Source organism: Neisseria shayeganii 871 (assembly GCF_000226875.1).
GTDB classification, from domain to species: domain Bacteria; phylum Pseudomonadota; class Gammaproteobacteria; order Burkholderiales; family Neisseriaceae; genus Eikenella; species Eikenella shayeganii.
On the sequence record NZ_JH164926.1, the window covers coordinates 2107705 to 2126201 of the forward strand.

Here is an 18497-nt window from a genome sequence, read left to right on the forward strand (position 1 = left end):
TTTGCAGCGTATGGTTGCCTATCTTTCAGGTAGCCTGCCGCCTATCCGCAGCAACAGGCTACCTGAAAAACCGAAACACAAACGTGTTGCCATACAAATAAGGAGAAAATCAAATGACAGGCTTGATACTGTTGCTGGTATTGCTGGGTATTGCCGCCTATTTCCGCGCCAACGGCTGGGTGCTGACCGCCGCCGCCGTGGTGGGTGCGCTGTTGGGCGGCGCTTGGTGGCTGGCGCTTTTGGCCTTGGTGCTGGGCGTGTTGTTCTGCCTCACCGGCGTGCGCCGCGTGCTGTTTACCGACCGCGTGTTCGGCACTTTCAAAAAAGTCACCCCGCCGATGTCGGAAACCGAAGAAGCGGCCATCAACGCCGGCACCGTGTGGTGGGACGGCGAGCTGTTTTCCGGTAAGCCCGACTTCAACAAACTGCTGAACTACCCCGATCCCAAACTGAGCCCGGAAGAGCAGGCGTTTATCGACGGCCCCACCGAGGAGCTGTGCCGCATGCTCGACGACTGGGACATCACCCACAACCGCAAAGACCTGCCGCCCGAAGTGTGGCAGTTCATCAAAGACCAGGGTTTCCTGGGCATGATTGTGAAAAAGCAGTACGGCGGTTTGGAATTCTCCAACTACGCCCACGCCAAGGTGGTGATGAAAATCGGCACCCGTTCCGGCAGCGCCGCCGTGAGCGTGATGGTGCCCAACTCTCTGGGCCCGGGCGAGCTGTTGCAGCACTACGGCACCGAAGAACAGAAAAACTTCTATCTGCCGCGTCTGGCCAAAGGCATTGATATTCCCTGCTTCGCGCTCACCAGCCCGCATGCCGGCTCGGATGCCGGCGGCATCCCCGACTTCGGCGTGGTCTGCCGCGGCGATTATGTCGATCCGCACACCGGCGAAGAACACAAAGACGTGCTCGGCATCCGCGTGTCTTGGGAAAAACGCTGGATCACGCTGGCGCCGGTGGCCACCGTACTCGGCCTGGCCTTCAAAATGTATGACCCCGACGGCCTGTTGGGCGGCAAAAAAGACATCGGCATCACCTGCGCGCTGGTGCCCACCAACTTTGCCGGCGTTGAAATCGGCCGCCGCCACTTCCCCTCCGGCTCCGTATTCATGAACGGCCCGACCTGGGGGCGCGACGTGTTCATTCCGCTGGACTACATCATCGGCGGTTTGGAATACGCCGGCAAAGGCTGGCAGATGCTGGTGGAATGCCTCACCGTGGGCCGCTGCATCTCCCTGCCCGCCAACTCGGTGGCCGCCGGCAAAGTGGCCAGCTACACCACCGGCCTGTATGCCCGCATCCGCGACCAATTCGGCCTGCCCATCGGCAAATTCGAAGGCGTGGACGAAGCCTTGGCCCGCATCGGCGCCCACACCTACCAGATGGAAGCCAGCCAGGATTTGGCGCTTACCGGCGTGGACATGGGCGAAACCCCGAGTGTGATTTCCGCCCTGCTCAAATACCACAACACCGAGCGCTACCGCAAAGCCATCAACGACGCCATGGACATCCACGGCGGCAAGGCGGTGGTGCAAGGCCCGCGCAACTATCTGGCCAACGCCTACCAAGCCATTCCGGTGGCGATTACCGTGGAAGGCGCCAACATCCTGACCCGCAGCATGATGATCTTCGGCCAAGGCGCCATCCGCTGCCATCCTTATGTATTGAAAGAGATGAAAGCGGCCTATGCCAACGATGCCGCCGCCTTCGACCAGGCTTTCAGCGCCCACGGCCACTTTATCCTCACCAATGTGTTCCGCAGCTTCTGGCTGGGCCTCACCAACGGCCGTTTTTCAGGTAGCCCCAAAGGCGGCGTGACCGCCCCCTACTACCGCCAGATGAACCGCGTGGCCGCCAACTTCGCCCTCTTGGCCGACATGAGCATGTTCAGCCTGGGCGGCAGCCTCAAGTTCAAAGAGAAAATCTCCGCACGTTTGGGCGATATTCTCTCCAACTTGTATATCTGCAGCGCGGTGCTGAAACGCTTTGAAAAAGAAGGCTGCCAAAAAGCCGACGAACCGCTGATGCAGTATGCCGCCCAGCAGGCGCTGTATGACGCGCAAACCGCCATCGACGGCGTGCTGAAAAACCTGCCCGCCCGCCCCTTGGCCTGGCTGCTGCGCGTGCTGATTCTGCCCACCGGCCGCGTGATTGCCCCGCCCAACGACAAACTGGGCAGCAAAGTGGCCGCAGTGATGATGCGCGGCGACGACACCCTGATGCGTTTGGCCCACGGCATGTACATCCCGCAGGACGAAAGCGAAGCCATCGGCGTGCTCAAACCGGCCCATGCGGCGGTGATCGCCAGCGAAGAGCTGGAGAAAAAACTGCGCAATCTGGCGCGCAAAGGCGAGTTCGCCGCCGTATCGCCCGCCACCCAGCTGCAAGAAGCCTTGGACAAAGGCCTGATTACCCAAGCCGAGTTCGAGCAAGTCACCCGCGCCCGCAAGCTCAAACGCGATGTGATCATGGTGGACGATTTCGACATGCAGCTGGATCAGCATGACGAAAACCTGCTCCAACGCCACGTTTTCTAAACCCGAAGCACCGGATTTCCTTGCCCAAACAGCAGGGGAATCCGGACACGGCGGCCACGCTGCCGACCTGATGGCATTTTGCTTTCAGGTAGCCTTTTTTCCCCACGGCTTGATTTGTGAAGAAAGGCTACCTGAATGTAAAGAAATTATAAAGAAGCTCTAAATAGAGCCGCTACAAGGACCGGGGTTTGGTATAGAATGCCCACTCGTTTTATACCGCTTCAAGCCCCGATAACTCGGGCATTCCGGCAGTAGCCCTGCCTTGTCCCACTTCACAGGAGAAACCCATGAACCACTCAGTTTTGTTAAAAAGCAGCGTACTGCTGATTGCCGCCGCCTTCAGCCTGCCCGCCTTGGCCTCCGGCTACCATTTCGGCACCCAATCGGTGAGCAGCCAGTCCACCGCCAACTCTTCGGCGGCCGAGGCAGCCGATCCCTCCACCCTGTTCTACAACCCCGCCGGCCTGACGCATCTGGAAGGCACCCAAGCCACCGTGAATGTGAACTTGGTGATGCCCAGCGTGAAATATTCCGATGCCAAAGCCTATTACCCCGGCCGCCCCGGCAGCCAAGAAGAGGTGAAAGGCCAAACCTCCGGCAGCATCGAGCCCAGCGATGTGGTGGTGGCGCCGCATATCTATGCCTCGCACAAACTCAACGACCGCGTGGCACTGGGCATGGGCGTGTACGTACCCTTCGGCTCCGGCACCGAATACCAACGCGATTCCGTCTTGCGCTATAACCTCAACGAGCTGGGCCTGAAAACCATGGCCCTGCAGCCCACCGTGGCCTTTAAAATCAACGACAACCATTCCGTTGCCGTCGGCTTGGTGGCCCAACGCACCGAAGCGGAGCTGCGTCAGTATGCCAACTTCGGCTCGGCTCTAGCTGCCTTTGTCCCCGGGCAAGGCAACGGCACGGCCGACGGTTACGCCCAAGTGAAAGGCGACGATTGGGGCTTCGGCTACAACCTGGCCTGGCTGTGGAACATCAACGATGCCGCCCGCCTCGGCGTCAACTACCGCTCCCACGTCCGCCACACCCTGCAAGGCGATGCCGAGTGGAAACTGGAAAGTCCGGTTTTCCAAAATGCCTTGGCAGCAGGCGCCATCCGCCGCGCGGGCTATGTGGAGCGTGAAGATGCCAGCGTCAAAATCACCACCCCCGAATCGCTGTCCGTACACGGCATGTACAAGCTCAACCCGCGCTGGAGCTTGTTCGGCGACCTGACTTGGACCCGTCACTCCCGCTTCAACCGCGTCGAACTGAATTTTGCCAACAGTAAAGATGTTCCCGATCCGACTCAGCCTCCTGGTACCCTCACCAAGAGCAACCAAACCATTCTCACCCCCGAATGGCGCGACACTTGGAAAGTGGGCCTCGGTGCCGCCTACCAAGTGAGCGATCCGCTGCAACTGCGTTTCGGCTGGGCGTATGACCAATCACCGGTGAAAAGCGCCGATCTGCGCATGAGCACCCTGCCCGATGCCAACCGTATGTGGTTCTCCGTGGGCGCCAAATACGACATCAACCCCAACCACACCTTGAATGCCGCCTACAGCTACCTGCACATTCAAAAATCCAGCGCCAACGTGAACGGCTGGTGCGGCGGCACCGCTGCCGGCGCCGGCTCGCAAGCTTGTGTGTCCAGCCGCACCAATGGCTCGGCCAACTTCAAGAGCCACGCCCACATTCTGGGTTTGCAGTACACCTATAAGTTTTAAGCTTTAAGTACCCGCATCAGGCTGCAGGCTGCCTGAAAGTACCATGCCTTTCAGGTAGCCTGTTTTTATCGCCGCAGCCGGCTGACGCAAGCAGCACCGCCGTGTGTTTGCGCCAGCCTGTTGAAATCGATCAACCTCGCATAGGAGAACACCATGTCCCAAACCAAATTCCGCATCCGCAAAGTCGCCGTTTTGGGCGCTGGGGTGATGGGGGCGCAGATTGCCGCCCATCTGGCCAACGCCAAAGTGCCCACCGTGCTGTTTGACCTGCCGGCCAAAGAAGGCCCGAAAAACGGCATCGTACAAAAAGCGCTCGACGCCCTGAAAAAACAAAAACCCGCCCCCCTGGCCCACAAAGCCGCCCTGGGCTACATCACCGCCGCCAACTACGACGACGACTTGGCGCAACTGGCCGACTGCGATCTGGTGATCGAAGCCGTGGCCGAGCGTTTGGACATCAAAGAATCGCTCTACGGCAAAGTGGCGCCGCATCTGGGCCAAGACACCATTTTCGCCACCAACACTTCCGGCCTCTCCATCGAAACCCTGGCCGCCAAATTCCCCGCCGAGTTGAAACACCGCTTCTGCGGCGTGCATTTCTTCAACCCGCCGCGCTATATGCACCTGGTGGAACTGATCCCCACCGCCGACACCGAACCGCGCTACCTCGACAACCTCGAGCGCTTCCTGGTGAGCACATTGGGCAAAGGCGTGGTGCGCGCCAAAGACACCCCCAACTTCGTCGGCAACCGCATCGGCGTGTTCTCCATGCTGGCCACCATCTACAACGCCGAGAAATTCGGCCTGCGCTTTGACGTGGTGGACGACCTCACCGGCAAACGCCTGGGCCGCCCCGGCTCCGCCACCTTCCGCACCGCCGACGTCGTGGGCCTCGACACCTTCGCCCACGTGGCCAAAACCATGGAAACCCAGCTGCCCGACGACGCCTGGCACGCCCATTTCAGCCTGCCGCAATGGCTGCACACCCTGATTGAAAACGGCGCCCTCGGCGCCAAAACCAAGGCCGGCATCTTCAAAAAAGAAGGCAAACGCATCATGATGTTCGACCCGGCCGCGGGCGACTATGTGCCGAGCAACCAAAAAGCCGACCCCGCCGTAACCGAAATTCTGAAAGAAGCCGACTGGGGCAAAAAACTGGCCGCCCTGCGCGCCAGCGAGCACCCGCAAGCCCAATTCCTGTGGGCCATCTTCCGCGACTGCTTCCACTACATCGCCGTACAGGCCGACAGCATCGCCAACACCGCCCGCGACATTGACTTCGCCATCCGCTGGGGCTTCGGCTGGGACTTGGGCCCGCTGGAAACTTGGCAGGCCGCCGGCGTACAGCAGGTGGCCGCCTGGATCGAAGAAGACATCGCCGAGGGCAAAACCATGAGCAAGGCCCCGCTGCCCGCTTGGCTCAAAGGCGTGGACACCTTCCACAACGACGAAGGCAGCCTGCATTTCGCCAGCGGCCGCTACGAACCGCGCTCCACACTGGATGTCTATCAGCGCCAATACGTGCCCGCCAAACTGTTGGGCGAGAGCGACAAAGTATTGGGCGAAACCGTGTTTGAAACCGATGTCATCCGCGCCTTCACCCTCGACAACCGCGTGCTGGTGGTGGAAAACCGCAACAAAATGCGCGCCATCAGCAAAGACGTGCTCGACGGCCTCAACCGCGCGCTCGACATCGCCGAAGAGCGCTTCGACGCCTTGGTGCTGTGGGCGCCCGACGCCCCCTTCTCGGTGGGCGCCGACCTCAAATCGATGATGCCCGAATTCGCCACCGGCAACTTCGCCGCCATCGAGAAAATCGTCAAGCTGTTCCAAGACACCGCCATGCGCCTGCGTTACAGCCAAATCCCCACCGTGGCCGCAGTGCAGGGCTTCGCCTTCGGCGGCGGCTGCGAATTTGTGATGCACAGCAATAAAGTGGTGGCCGCGCTCGAAAGCTACATCGGCCTGGTGGAAGTGGGCGTGGGCCTGATTCCGGCCGGCGGCGGCACCAAAGATTTCGCCCTGCGCGCCGCCCGCGCCAGCCAAGGCGACCTCTTGGCCGCGCTGAAAGAGCGCTACATGAATCTGGCCATGGCCAAAGTGGCCACCAGCGCGCTGGAAGCCAAAGAAACCGGCCACCTCAGCGAAGACGCCGTTGTCGTGTTCAACGCCTACGAATTGCTGTACGTGGCGCTCAACGAAGCCCGCGCCATGGCCGACGCCGGCTTCCGCCCCGAAGTGCCGCAAACCTTCAAAGTGGCCGGCCGCCCCGGCGCCGCCTCCATCAAAGGCCAGCTTGTCAACATGAAAGAGGGCGGCTTCATCAGCGAATACGACTTCTTCCTCGGCAGTCAAATCGCCTGGGTGATGACCGGCGGCGACGTGGACGAAGGCACGCTGGTGGACGAACAATGGATTCTGGATCTGGAGCGCAAAGTGTTCGTCGAACTGCTGCAACAGGAAAAAACCCTGGAGCGCATCGAAAACATGCTCTCCACCGGCAAACCGCTGCGCAACTAAGCACATCAGGCTACCTGAAAGCCTTTCAGGTAGCCTGATGCCCCCCGTGAAGCAAGGAGAGGCCCATGAGCCGAACCCATCATTACCGCACCACCGTCACTTGGACCGGCAACCGCGGCCAAGGTACCACTACTTATACCGCCTACGACCGCGATTTCACGGCTGCCGCAGCCGGCAAGCCGGATATCGCCGGCTCGGCCGATCCCGCTTTCCGCGGCGATGCCGGGCGCTGGAACCCGGAAGATATGCTCTTGGCCTCCGCTTCCGCCTGTCACAAACTGTGGTATTTGCATCTGTGCGCGGTCAACGGCATCGTGGTGCAGGCGTACACCGACCACGCTGAAGCGGAAATGGACGAAGGCGACGCCGGGCAGCCGGGGCGATTTGTCTCCGCCACCCTGCGCCCGCAAGTGACCATTGCCGCCGGCAGCAATGCCGACTTGGCGCTGGCCCTGCACGAACAAGCGCATCACGCCTGTTTTATTGCCAATTCACTGAATTTTCCCGTGCACTGTGCCGCAGAAATTCAGGTAGCCGCCGCCTGATCCTGCCCTGCCAACGTTTGGGAGCCGCATCATGATAAAACTTCACATCCCGCTGCTGGCTGCGAGCCTCAGCCTGCTGCTGACTGCTTGCGCCACACCCGAAAGCCGTTTGGCCGACGCCCGCAATGTGTTTGACAGCGAGCGTTTTATCAGCCGTTGCAGCGCCCGCCTGGCGGGCAGCGGCACCCCGGCCCAAGTGCGCCAGGTCTGCCGCTGCGTCCGCAGCCATGTGGTGCGCCATTACCGCACGCCCGAGCGGCTGGCGCAAAGCAGCCGCAGCGAATTCGACCGCGTGGGCGCCGAAGCTGCCCGCCGCTGTGCCGACCAAGTGCGGCGGCGCTAGGGCTGCCTGAAACATCCATTCGAACACAAGGAAAGAGCAACACCATGCGGCACTATCTTTGTTTGTTACCCTTATTGGCCGCCACGCCGGCGCTGGCCGATACCGCCCTGCGCTGCGACGCCGTCGAACAGGTCGGTGAAGCAGGCAGCGGCCTGTCGCAACAGCTATGCCGCTACGCCGGCAGCTCGCTGCAAGCGGCTTACCGCGCTTATTTGCAACACGAGCGCACGGCATCGGAACGCATGTCGCAAGCCGACCAATTCCCGGCCAGCCTGCCGGCACGCAATGCGCACCACCAAGTGAGCGCGCATGTGGCTTACCGCGTCGAGTGGCCGAACCGCCGCCAAGTGCGTGTGGTGCTGACCGACCATGGCGATTTGCCCGCCAACACCGTGCTGGAACTGCGCCGCCGCGGCAAGACGGTGGAAATTACCCGTACCTATGAAGCGCCCTAAGCAGCTGCTGGGTTTGGACGAGGCCGAAAACCAGGATTTTTGCCGCTATTTGCAGCAAACGGTATTGGGACAGGCACACTGGGAGCAAGGTGCATGAACAGAAAGCTGAAAACTTGGCAGGGCGGATGGGCTGCACTGTTGCTCAACGTGCCGCTGCTGGCGCAAGCCTGCGTCTTGCCGGCGCCGCATGACTGGTTTTTCAGTCACCTCGACCGCGACCGCAACGGCATTACCCTGCACGAATGGCAGCATCATGGCTTAAAGGCCGGCGCGGATTACACCCGCGACTGGCGCGCCGCCGCAATCGATGCGCACGCCTCCATCGTCCGCTATGCCGATACCTTGTTTGTGCTGAATTTCCAGCCCGGCAGCCGCAGCGATTTCCGACGCTTGGACCGCAACCGCAACGGTCGGCTGGAGCGCGACGAACAGGATTGGTTTGCCCTGATCCGCTACGGCTTGAACGGCCCGTGCCAGAAGGGGCAGCAGCCGTAGGTCGGATACCGGTATCCGATACCGCACCGCCCAAAGGCATACCCCGCCGGATTCGACAATCCGGCCCACCCACGTCAAGCAAACGGAGAAACTGATGCAAAAATTAGTGGAAATCCGCAGCTATCGTTTACAACCCGGCAGCGGCGCGGAGTTTGAGCGGGTGGTGCGCGAAGAAAGCGCTCCCTTGCACGCCGCCTTCGGCATCGACGTCATCGCTTTCGGCCTATCCGAACACGATGCCGACGCTTTTTACCTCATCCGCGCGTTTGACGATTTGGCACACCTGCACAGCGCCCAACAAGCGTTTTACGCCTCCCCCGCATGGCGCGAAGGCCCCCGTGAAGCGATTGTGTCGCGCATTCTGTCCGACGCCGATGCAGTGATGTGGCTGGACGAAACAGCGGTGGAAGCCCTGCGCCGGCCCTGTCTCCCGGCCGCCTGATTCCGCTTCAGGCTACCTTAAAACCATTCCATCCGATTCCACAGGAGAACTTTATGACCCAATTTCGAGACGCCTATATTGTTGCCGCCACCCGCACCCCGGTAGGCAAAGCCCCGCGCGGCATGCTGCGCACCACCCGCCCCGACGACATGCTGGCCCATGTGATCAAAAGCGTGATCGGCCAAGTGCCCGAATTCGACCTGCGCGAAATCAACGATGTCGTAGTCGGCTGCGCCTTCCCCGAAGCCGAGCAAGGTCTGAACATGGCGCGCATCGGCGTGCTGCTGGCCGGCCTGCCCCACACCGTTTCCGGCATCACCATCAACCGCTATTGCTCTTCCGGCATCAACGCCCTGCAAATCGCCGCCGACCGCGTGCGCACCGGCGAGGCCGAGATCGCCATTGCCGCCGGCAGCGAGAGCATGTCGATGGTGCCGATGATGGGCAACAAAGTGTCGCTCAACCCCGCCGTGTTCGAGAAAGACGAAAACTACGCCATCGCCTACGGCATGGGCCTCACCGCCGAGAAAGTGGCCGAGCAATGGGGCGTGAGCCGCGAAGACCAAGACGCCTTCGCCGTGGAAAGCCACCGCCGTGCGCTGGCCGCCATTGAAGCCGGCAAATTCAAGGCCGAAATCAGCCCCATCGAAGCCGTGTACCGCACCGCCGATTTGGCCAGCCGCGAAGCCAAAGAAATCCGCAAGCTGTGCGACACCGACGAAGGCCCGCGCCCCGGCACCTCCATGGAAGGCCTGGCCAAACTGAAACCGGTGTTTGCCGCCAAAGGCAGCGTGACCGCCGGCAACTCCTCGCAAATGTCCGACGGCGCCGGCGCGCTCTTGGTGGTGAGCGAAGAGGTGCTCAAACGCTACAACCTCACCCCCATCGCCCGCTACGCCGGCTTTGCCGTGCGCGGCGTGCCGCCCGAAATCATGGGCATCGGCCCCAAAGAAGCGATTCCGGCGGTGCTGAAATCGGCCGGCAAAACCCTGGCCGACATCAAATGGATGGAGCTGAACGAAGCCTTCGCCGCCCAAGCGCTGGCGGTGTGCCGCGACCTGAATCTGGACATGGACGTGGTCAACCCCAACGGCGGCGCCATCGCCTTGGGCCACCCCTTGGGCGCCACCGGCGCCATTCGCGCTGCCACCGCCATCCACGGCATGCGCAACCGAGGCGAAACCGGCTATGCCATGGTGACCATGTGTATCGGCACCGGCATGGGCGCTGCCGGCCTGATTGAAGTGCTGTAATCCTTTCTTCACGGCATCGGGCTACCTGAAAGCAGAAAACGGCTTTCAGGTAGCCTTTTATTTTGCCTGTCCGGTAGGCTAAATGCGCCAATGCCGGCGGAACCACCATTCTTGGCCGCCCGCCCGCAGTCACACCACAAAACCGCCGCGTCCAAGCCGAATCGGCCTATAATGCCGCCCCTTTGCCATGGCTTCTGCTGTTATGTCCCGTTTGTCTGCTTTATTCCTGCAACTGCTGCCCTTGGCCGCCACCGCGGCCGTCTGCATGGCCGTGGCCGGCCTGCCCGCCTTGGCCGCCTACGGCATCAGCCCGCTCACCGTGGCGATTGTGGCGGGCATGGTGTTGGGCAACACGGTGTTCCCGCGCTTCGCCCCTCATCTGGCCGACGGCCTGGCTTTCAGCAAAACCCGTCTGCTGCGGCTGGGCATTGTGTTGTACGGCCTGAAAATCACCCTGCCGCAACTGGCGGCCGCCGGCTGGCCGGCGCTGGCGGCGGACATCGGCATCGTGGCCGGCACCTTCCTGCTGGCGGTATGGCTGGGCAAACGCCTGCGCCTGCCGCCGCAAACCGCCGCCCTGATCGGCACCGGCAGCGCCATCTGCGGCGCGGCGGCGGTATTGGCCGCCCAGCCGGTGCTGAAAGCCGAAGAGCGCGACGTCGGCGTGGCGGTGGCCACCGTGGTGGTGTTCGGCACGCTGGCGATGTTTGTTTATCCCATGCTGGCCGCCTGGCTGGTGCCGCCTGAAGCCGCCGATGCGGTTTGGTTCGGCTGGGGCCTTTACACCGGCGCCAGCGTGCACGAAGTGGCGCAAGTGGCGGCTGCCGGCGCCGCCATCCACCCGCTCGCCGCCGATGTGGCGGTGATCACCAAAATGATCCGCGTCATGCTGCTCGCCCCTTTCCTACTGGCTCTGCCGTGGCTGATGCGCCGCCTGCACCCGCAAGATGGCGGCATCGGCAGCAGCCGGCTGACCATTCCGTGGTTCGCCCTCGGCTTTGTGGCCGTGGTGGTGCTCAACAGCCTGATCAGCCTGCCCGAAAGCTGGCATCAGGCCCTGATCCGTTTCGACACCTTCCTGCTCACCACCGCCATGTTCGCCCTGGGCCTGACCACGCGCTGGCACAGCGTGCGCCAGGCCGGCATCCGCCCCCTGCTGCTGGCCGGCTGTTTGGCGGCGTGGCTACTGCTCGGCGGCGCGCTGCTTTCGTATGCCGCTTATTCCTTACTCGGCTGAAGCACGGTTGTGATCCTGCAGGCTGAGACCTTTGCAAAACCCCCATCTGCGGCGCATTTCTGCGTTGTGCGTTTATGCCCTATGGGTACTGCTCGCTCACTTGCCTATCTATATGATATGTCTGCGTTCGCTGCGCTGCTACGCCTTGAACTGCATCCACATCTGGGGGTTTTGCAAAGGTCTCAGGCTACCTGAAAAATCAAGACCGCGCTTTCAGGTAGCCTGCCGCCCGATTTTTGGCTACACTCGCGCTTTTGCTGTTTTAGAGAAGAAGCTTCACGCCGGCTTGCCGGCACCCTAAAGGCCGCGCAGACATTGCGCCTGCGGCGGCCGGTCGGCGACATTGCGACGCCGCAAACCCAGAAAAGGAACCCGCCATGAGCACCCTCTCCCCCATCGCCCTGCGCCGTCAAACCGAGCGCAAGCCCCATGCCACCGCCCAATACTGGCGCAAATGCCAAGTGGAAGAACTGTTCGCCCTGCCCTTTTTAGACCTGGTCTATCAAGCCGCCCAAATCCACCGCGAACACTTCAACCCGCGCGAAATCCAACTCTCCACCCTGCTCTCCATCAAAACCGGCGGCTGCCCGGAAGACTGCGAATACTGCCCGCAATCGGCGCACTACAACACCGGCCTCGAAAAAGCCAAAATGATGGACGTGGCGGAAATCGTTGAAAAAGCCCGCATCGCCAAATCGCGCGGCGCCAGCCGCTTCTGCATGGGCGCCGCCTGGCGCGGCCCCAAACCCAAAGACGTAGAAACCGTATCCGAAATCATCAAAGCCGTGAAAGGCCTGGGCTTGGAAACCTGCGGCACCTTCGGCATGCTGGAAGACGGCATGGCCGAAGATTTGAAAAACGCCGGCCTCGACTACTACAACCACAACCTCGACACCGACCCCGAACGCTACAACGACATCATCCACACCCGCCGGCATGAAGACCGCATGGATACCTTGGGCAAAGTGCGCGGCGCCGGCTTGAAAGTGTGCTGCGGCGGCATCGTGGGCATGAACGAAACCCGCCCCGAACGCGCCGGCTTAATCGCCAGCCTGGCCAATCTCGACCCGCAGCCCGAAAGCGTGCCGATCAACCAATTGGTGAAAGTGGAAGGCACCCCGCTCGCAGACGCCGAAGACTTGGATTGGACGGAATTCGTGCGCACCATCGCCGTTGCCCGCATCACCATGCCGAAAAGCTATGTGCGCCTGTCGGCCGGCCGCAGCGACATGCCCGAAGCCATGCAGGCACTGTGCTTTATGGCCGGTGCCAACTCGATTTTCTACGGCGACAAACTCTTAACCACCGAAAACCCCGAAGAAGACGGCGACCGCCTGCTGATGCACAAACTGGACCTCTATCCCCTGCAGCATCAGGCCGATGCCTGACAGACAAACCACAGGCTACCTGAAACCTTTTTCAGGTAGCCTGAGACCTTTGCAAAACCCCCAGATGTGGATGCAGTTCAAGGCGTAGCAGCGCAGCGAGTGTGAACGCCAGGAATCCCTGTGGGACAGACATATCATGAAGATAGGCAAGCGAGCGAGCAGTACCCATAGGGCATAAACGCACAACGCAGAAATGCGCCGCAGATGGGGGTTTTGCAAAGGTCTCAGCCTGAATCTTTGTTTCTCATCCCAACGGGCAAAAACAAGATAAGGAGAACCGCCCGTGATGCCTCAGCATCCATCCCCAGACCCCGACTCTGCCGCCCAAGCGCGCCACGCCCGCCTCCGCAAGCTCGGCGGCCTGCTCCTCGCCTGTTTTGCCGCCGCGATATTCCCCGCCTGGTTCGGCTTGATCATGCTCGCCGATCGGCTGGGCTGGGCCGTGTCCGCCACCCAGCTGATGGCTTGGCTGGCATCCGCCCTGTTGGCCTGCGGAGCCTGGCCGTGGATGCTGTATATGATGTACTACGACCCCCGGCATCAGCCTGAATCCCGCTTGCCTGCGCAACATAGGTGGTTCGACTCCCCTCCTGCCCCCATGCCGCCGCTCCCGCCGCTGAGCCGGGCCGACCGGGCGCTACGGCTGGTGATTTTGCTGCTGGGCATGGTGGCCCTGTTTTTCCTGTGCGGCAACGAAGCACCGTTTGCAGACCTCACAGAAGCGGTGTCCACCCTATCGGTGCAACCGCATGCCTACGGCTCCTTAAGCGGCTTTCTCGCCCTCATGCTGCTGGCCGCCATCGGTCCGCCGACACTCTACTTCGCCGACCACCAACTGGAGCAGACCCCGCCGGACAGCCTGCACCGCCTCATCTTGGCCCGGCAGACCCATTGGCTGGTCTGCGCCGGGCTGGCTTGGGCGGCCTGCTTCCTCGCCGGCCAAATGACCATTCCGATAATATTCGAATATCTCTAGGGCGTATCGCCGGCATGACAAAGCACCCGTTTTCAGGTAGCCTGCCGCCCTTGCTGTCTGAATCAAGGAACCCCGCCATGTGCCAGCTGTTGGGCATGAATTGCAACACCCCCACCGACATCGTGTTTTCCTTCGAAGGCTTCCGCCGCCGCGGCGGGCTCACCGACCACCATGCCGACGGCTTCGGCATCGGCTTTTTCGAAAACCGCGGCGTGCGCCTGTTTCACGACGACCAACCCAGCGCCCATTCGCCGGTGGCCGACCTGATCCGCGCCTACCAAATCAAATCGGAAAACGTCATCGCCCACATCCGCAAAGCCACCCAAGGGCGGGCCGAGCTGGTGAACACCCATCCGTTTATCCGCGAAATGTGGGGCGAATACTGGCTGTTCGCCCACAACGGCCATCTGGAAAACTTCCGCCCCGCCCTCGGGCAATACTACCGCCCGGTGGGCGGCACCGATTCCGAACGCGCCTTCTGCCACATTCTCGAAGAGCTGCGCCAGCGTTTCGACAGCAAGCCGCCCGCCCCCGTGCTGTTTGAAGCCCTCGCCGAGCTGACCGCCCGCATCCGCTGCCACGGCCTGTTCAACTTCATGCTTGCCAACGGCGACATCCTGTTTGCCCACGCCAGCACCCTGTTGCACTACATCGTGCGCCAAGCGCCGTTTGGCGAAGCGCAGCTGCTGGACGATGATGTGACGGTGGACTTTGCCGCCGTCACCACCCCCAACGACCGCGTGGCCGTGATCGCCACCCTGCCGCTCACCGGCAACGAAACATGGACCCAACTGGCGGTCAACGAGCTGGTGGCTTTCCGCGACGGCGACATCATCTTGCGCGACCGGCCTGCCGAACCGAAATACCTGCCGGTGGCCGAAGGTTTGGCTTTGGCGCGCGCCGTGGGCGCGGTATAACTTTGCAGTGAAAAAGCGTTCAGGTAGCCCAAGGGCTACCTGAACGCTTTTATGTATGTGGTGCCATCAAACCTTAAAAATGCCCGCACCACCCGGTGCAGGCATCAAACCGCTGCGCTTTTGGGCTATGGCCTCCACCCTGTCTGCCAAGCCTCAGCGGTACAAGCCGTGCTGCCGGATATATTCGTTCACTGCCGGCGGCACCGCCCCGCTGACGCCTTGTTCCGCCAGCTCGCGGCGGATGGCGGTGGAGCTGATGTCCTGCGCTTCGGCCGGCAAAATCCGCACCCGGCCCTCAGTCAAAGCACCGGCCAGCCACTCTTGCAAAGGCGGCGGCACTTGCGCCGGGCTGAAACCGCTGCGCGGGGCCACCGCCAGGCCGGCCAGCCGCACCAAATCTTGCCAGCGGTGCCAGGTATGCAGCTGCAGCAGGCTGTCCATGCCGAGCAAAAACCACAGCTGCGCAGCCGGAAAATGCTGGCGGAAAATCTGTACCGTATCGTAGGTGTAGGTGGCGCCGTCGCGCACCATATCGCAATCGCTGACGGCAAAACGGGCATCGGCCGCCACCGCCCGTTCCGCCATGGCCAAACGGTGGCGGGCGGGCGTGCGCGGCCGGTCTTTGTGGTAGGGATCGCCGGCGGGCAGAAAAATCACGCTCTCCAACGCCAATTCGTCGGCAAAAATACGGGCGATGCGCAGGTGGTCGTTGTGGATGGGGTCGAAGGTGCCGCCGAACAGGCCGATGGCTTGCATAGATACTCCGTTTTCCAAACCTGTTTGTAGCCCGTGTTCAAAGTCTTCTTGTAAACCGGCGCTAGGTTTTCAGGTAGCCTGAGGGCAATGGTGATTTAAATCGCGCATTCGGTTTTGCCGTTCACCACCACCGTCAGCTTGCCGGTAGTGGGGTGGATCACCATACCGTGCACGGCTATGTTTTCGGGCATCAGCGGATGGCGGCGGATCACGCTCACGGTGTGGCGCACGCTGTCTTCCACGTCGTCGAAACCGGTCAGCCAGCCGTCAAGATTGATGCCGGCGTTGCGCAGGGTAACGATGCGGTCTTCGGGAATGCCCTGCTCCACGGCATGGCCGAGAAACTGCTCGGGATTGAGGCCGCGCATACCGCAATCGTGGTGGGCCACCACCATGATTTCTTCCACCTGCAGTTCCAGCACCGCCACCAACAGGCTGCGCATCACCGAACCCCAAGGATGGGTGACCACGGCGCCAGCATTACGGATCAATTTGGCATCACCGTTTTTGATGCCCATGGCCGCCGGCAGCAACTCCAAAATCCGAGTGTCCATGCACGAGAGAATCGCCAGTTTTTTTTCCGGAAATTTATTGCTGGAATAATGGATATATTCTCCCGCCTCTACAAATTGCCGGTTGTGATCGAGAATATCGTGCAGCAGACCCATGTCCGTTTCCTTTCGCCGGGTACTCAAAACTGAGGGCGCATTATAGCGGATATACCTACCGGCTCCGATACGCCAAACAGGCTGAGGCCTTTGCAACACCCCCATCTGCGGCGTATTTCTGCGTTGTGCGCTGCTCGCTCGCTTGCCTATCTATATGATATGTCTGCACTCGCTGCGCTGCTACGCCTTGAACTGCATCCACATCTGGGGGTGTTGCAAAAGTCTCAGGCTACCTGAAAAATTTTCAGGTAGCCTGTTTGATGCATCGGCAGATGCTGGAAACCTGCCGTCAGCGCGCACTCAACGCACACCGGCTTTTTTCACGCTGTCCACATAACCGTGGTCGTTCAAGCGGATGTGGCGGAACAGCCAGCCCTCCAAAAGATTGAGCAGCTCATCCAGCGCTTCGTTGTCGCCGTTGTTGTAGCGGCTTTGGAACATATTCATTTTGCTCACAAAATTGGCGTGCACTTTTTTATGCGGCTCAATCAGGTGGTAATCCGCCTCTTGCAGCATCATTTCTTCGTAGCTGAAATGCTCCACCGTGTAATCAATCAAGTGTTGAAACACTTCGCTGACGGCCTGTTTGTCGCCTTTTTCCTTGGCATCATACAAATCATTGATGTACTACACCAATACTTTGTGCTGTTCGTCGATGTCGTCGAAACCGGTATCCAGATCAGGGGTCCAATAAATGAATGGCATGTTTTTGCTCCCGCAGTGGTTAAGAAATCGTTTTATTGATGTGAAATAACTTAACAATTCTGCCGCCAGAAATCAAGTTTCCGGCGCATGATGCGCCTGATTTTGCCGCCCGGCTGTTGCGCTTTGGCAAGTCCGCTTGCGGCCAAACCGCTTGCTCCGGCTTTCTCGACCGCGCAAACATCATTCCAGGCAAAGAAAAACCTCCCGTCAAAGCGGGAGGTTTCCGAACATGGGCCCGGCGGCCATTAACGGCGGATGCCGTAGCCGTCCACCTGCACCTCTACACGGCGGTTGGGTTGCAGGCAGGCAATCAGCTCGGCACGGTTGCCGGTGCGGTTGCACTGTTTCACCGGCTGGGTTTCACCCGCGCCGTAAGCACGGATTTTAGATGCCGGCAAGCCGCGCTCAATCAGATATTGGCGTACGGTTTGCGCACGCGCTTGAGACAGGCTTTGGTTGTAGGCATCGGAACCCAGATAGTCGGTATGGCCCACTACAGTCACGCTGTTGAGCTCGGCAAAGCTTTGCAGCTTATTGGCCAAATCGTCCAGCTCCTGACGACCGCGCGGATTCAAATCGTTCATGCTGCTGCGGTCAAAAGCAAACAGGGCATCGGCGCCCAAGGTGTAGCGCTCTTGTACCGGAGCGGCAGGAGCCGGGGTGGGAGCGGGTGCACCGCAAGCGGCATCAGACGGATCCACCGGATTCCAATGCGTGCTGCCCACGCGCATATTGCGGTCGAACAGAATCTTGAATTGGCAGGTGGTCACATTGTCCGTGCCTTGGCCGGGGGTGTGGAAGTGGAACAGATAAGTCCACTCGCGCGGCCGCCACAGTTCATCGTAGTGCGGACGGCCGATCAGATAATACAGCTCGTCTTTGGTGAGGCCGGGCTTCACTTGGTTCAGGCTGCCCAAATCGGGGAAGGTGCCACGGTTTTTATGAAAGGTAACGCTGTCCCAACGCGGCCATTTCAGTTCGGCGGCAGCGGTGCCGTCGGCATTGATGCGGTTGGAAGACGAGGAGCAGGCAGCCAACACGGCGGCCGATACCGCCACCAGTGCCACGTGACGGGTGATCTGGATGAATTTCATTTTATTTCCTTTTCTATCAGATATTCAGGCAGGCTACCTGAAAGCCTTTCAGGTAGCCTTTGCTTGACTCCGTTACCACTGGTAACCGGCACCTACGGAAGCACCGAAGTGGCCGCGCGAATTGCCGGAAGCGGTACCTTTGATGATCCAGTTGCCGCCGTCGGAGATGGTGGAGAAGCCCACGGCGTAACCGGTTTCACCTTTGTAGTAGCCGCCGCCTACGGCCACCATGCTCTTGCCGGGCAGATAAGCCTGCGGCAGGCCGGCGGTGGCAATGGCTTGCGCCACGCCCGCATTGGCAACACGACCCACCTCGCCGACACGGCGATCCAATTGGTGAATCTGATCGCCCAAGCCGGCATTGGATTTCTGAATGGCTTGATGAAGCTGGCGACCGTTTACGGCATCAGTGGACGTGGCATTGACAGCTCCA

General features: G+C 60.9%; 19 protein-coding genes and 2 pseudogenes. 15 read left to right on the forward strand and 6 right to left on the reverse strand.

All coding sequences use genetic code 11. The features are described 5' to 3' along the window. Positions 1 to 113: 113 nt before the first annotated feature. From HMPREF9371_RS09765 to bioB, 12 genes and pseudogenes are all read left to right on the forward strand, one after another. Entirely contained in the window at positions 114 to 2546 is a 2433-nt protein-coding gene (locus HMPREF9371_RS09765; RefSeq protein WP_009119942.1) for an acyl-CoA dehydrogenase, read from the forward strand. A gap of 287 nt (positions 2547 to 2833) precedes the next feature. Further along, on the forward strand, positions 2834 to 4270 hold the full coding sequence (locus HMPREF9371_RS09770) for an OmpP1/FadL family transporter (RefSeq protein WP_009119944.1): 1437 nt from the start codon (positions 2834 to 2836) through the stop codon (positions 4268 to 4270). A gap of 153 nt (positions 4271 to 4423) precedes the next feature. Further along, on the forward strand, positions 4424 to 6790 hold the full coding sequence (locus HMPREF9371_RS09775; protein WP_009119946.1) for a 3-hydroxyacyl-CoA dehydrogenase/enoyl-CoA hydratase family protein: 2367 nt from the start codon (positions 4424 to 4426) through the stop codon (positions 6788 to 6790). Positions 6791 to 6855: 65 nt separating this feature from the next. Then, positions 6856 to 7335: an OsmC family protein gene (locus HMPREF9371_RS09780; protein WP_009119947.1), complete on the forward strand. Its 480-nt coding sequence runs from the start codon at positions 6856 to 6858 to the stop codon at positions 7333 to 7335. 31 nt (positions 7336 to 7366) lie between these two features. Then, positions 7367 to 7678 (forward strand): hypothetical protein, encoded by a 312-nt coding sequence (locus HMPREF9371_RS09785; RefSeq protein ID WP_040660479.1) that lies wholly within the window; start codon positions 7367 to 7369, stop codon positions 7676 to 7678. 44 nt (positions 7679 to 7722) lie between these two features. Next, positions 7723 to 8133, forward strand: a complete 411-nt coding sequence (locus tag HMPREF9371_RS09790) for a hypothetical protein (protein ID WP_009119949.1) — start codon at positions 7723 to 7725, stop codon at positions 8131 to 8133. Between the two features lie 93 nt (positions 8134 to 8226). Next, positions 8227 to 8628 (forward strand): EF-hand domain-containing protein, encoded by a 402-nt coding sequence (locus tag HMPREF9371_RS09795; RefSeq protein ID WP_009119950.1) that lies wholly within the window; start codon positions 8227 to 8229, stop codon positions 8626 to 8628. 94 nt (positions 8629 to 8722) lie between these two features. Beyond that, positions 8723 to 9070 carry an NIPSNAP family protein gene (locus HMPREF9371_RS09800; protein ID WP_009119951.1) on the forward strand — a complete coding sequence of 116 codons (348 nt, stop codon included), beginning with the start codon at positions 8723 to 8725 and terminating at the stop codon, positions 9068 to 9070. A gap of 53 nt (positions 9071 to 9123) precedes the next feature. Next, on the forward strand, positions 9124 to 10323 hold the full coding sequence (locus tag HMPREF9371_RS09805) for an acetyl-CoA C-acyltransferase (RefSeq protein ID WP_009119952.1): 1200 nt from the start codon (positions 9124 to 9126) through the stop codon (positions 10321 to 10323). A 202-nt stretch (positions 10324 to 10525) separates the two neighbouring features. Then, complete coding sequence (locus HMPREF9371_RS09810; protein WP_040660481.1) at positions 10526 to 11560, forward strand: YeiH family protein; 1035 nt, start codon at positions 10526 to 10528, stop codon at positions 11558 to 11560. A gap of 31 nt (positions 11561 to 11591) precedes the next feature. Beyond that, positions 11592 to 11755: pseudogene (locus tag HMPREF9371_RS12815) on the forward strand (lipoprotein signal peptidase). Positions 11756 to 11937: 182 nt separating this feature from the next. Next, positions 11938 to 12948 carry a biotin synthase BioB gene (bioB, locus tag HMPREF9371_RS09815; RefSeq protein WP_009119956.1) on the forward strand — a complete coding sequence of 337 codons (1011 nt, stop codon included), beginning with the start codon at positions 11938 to 11940 and terminating at the stop codon, positions 12946 to 12948. A 31-nt stretch (positions 12949 to 12979) separates the two neighbouring features. Here bioB and HMPREF9371_RS13680 read toward each other — a convergent pair. After that, a pseudogene (locus tag HMPREF9371_RS13680) lies at positions 12980 to 13167 on the reverse strand (ATP-dependent exonuclease). Positions 13168 to 13231: 64 nt separating this feature from the next. Here HMPREF9371_RS13680 and HMPREF9371_RS09820 point away from each other — a divergent pair. Further along, the gene (locus HMPREF9371_RS09820; RefSeq protein WP_156787025.1) at positions 13232 to 13924 is read left to right on the forward strand and encodes a hypothetical protein; all 693 of its coding nucleotides are present in this window, start codon (positions 13232 to 13234) and stop codon (positions 13922 to 13924) included. Between the two features lie 77 nt (positions 13925 to 14001). Next, positions 14002 to 14841, forward strand: a complete 840-nt coding sequence (locus tag HMPREF9371_RS09825; protein ID WP_040660483.1) for a class II glutamine amidotransferase — start codon at positions 14002 to 14004, stop codon at positions 14839 to 14841. Positions 14842 to 14994: 153 nt separating this feature from the next. Here the strand turns inward: HMPREF9371_RS09825 and nadD are convergent, their stop codons facing one another. Both nadD and HMPREF9371_RS09835 read right to left on the reverse strand, forming a co-directional pair. Next, positions 14995 to 15597, reverse strand: a complete 603-nt coding sequence (gene nadD, locus HMPREF9371_RS09830; protein WP_009119959.1) for a nicotinate-nucleotide adenylyltransferase — start codon at positions 15595 to 15597, stop codon at positions 14995 to 14997. A 95-nt stretch (positions 15598 to 15692) separates the two neighbouring features. Continuing rightward, a complete protein-coding gene (locus HMPREF9371_RS09835) occupies positions 15693 to 16265 on the reverse strand; it encodes a beta-class carbonic anhydrase (RefSeq protein WP_009119960.1) in 573 nt (190 codons plus the stop codon). 90 nt (positions 16266 to 16355) lie between these two features. Here HMPREF9371_RS09835 and HMPREF9371_RS13685 point away from each other — a divergent pair, with 90 nt between their 5' ends. Beyond that, a complete protein-coding gene (locus HMPREF9371_RS13685) occupies positions 16356 to 16502 on the forward strand; it encodes a lipoprotein signal peptidase (protein ID WP_083814008.1) in 147 nt (48 codons plus the stop codon). 63 nt (positions 16503 to 16565) lie between these two features. Here HMPREF9371_RS13685 and HMPREF9371_RS09840 read toward each other — a convergent pair whose 3' ends face one another. From HMPREF9371_RS09840 to HMPREF9371_RS09850, 3 genes are all read right to left on the reverse strand, one after another. Further along, positions 16566 to 16880 (reverse strand): bacteriohemerythrin, encoded by a 315-nt coding sequence (locus HMPREF9371_RS09840; RefSeq protein ID WP_332247810.1) that lies wholly within the window; start codon positions 16878 to 16880, stop codon positions 16566 to 16568. Positions 16881 to 17215: 335 nt separating this feature from the next. After that, positions 17216 to 18064: an OmpA family protein gene (locus tag HMPREF9371_RS09845; protein ID WP_009119964.1), complete on the reverse strand. Its 849-nt coding sequence runs from the start codon at positions 18062 to 18064 to the stop codon at positions 17216 to 17218. 72 nt (positions 18065 to 18136) lie between these two features. Then, positions 18137 to 18497, reverse strand: a 361-nt coding sequence (locus tag HMPREF9371_RS09850) for a YadA family autotransporter adhesin (protein ID WP_198003626.1), incomplete at its 5' end; no start/stop codon positions are given.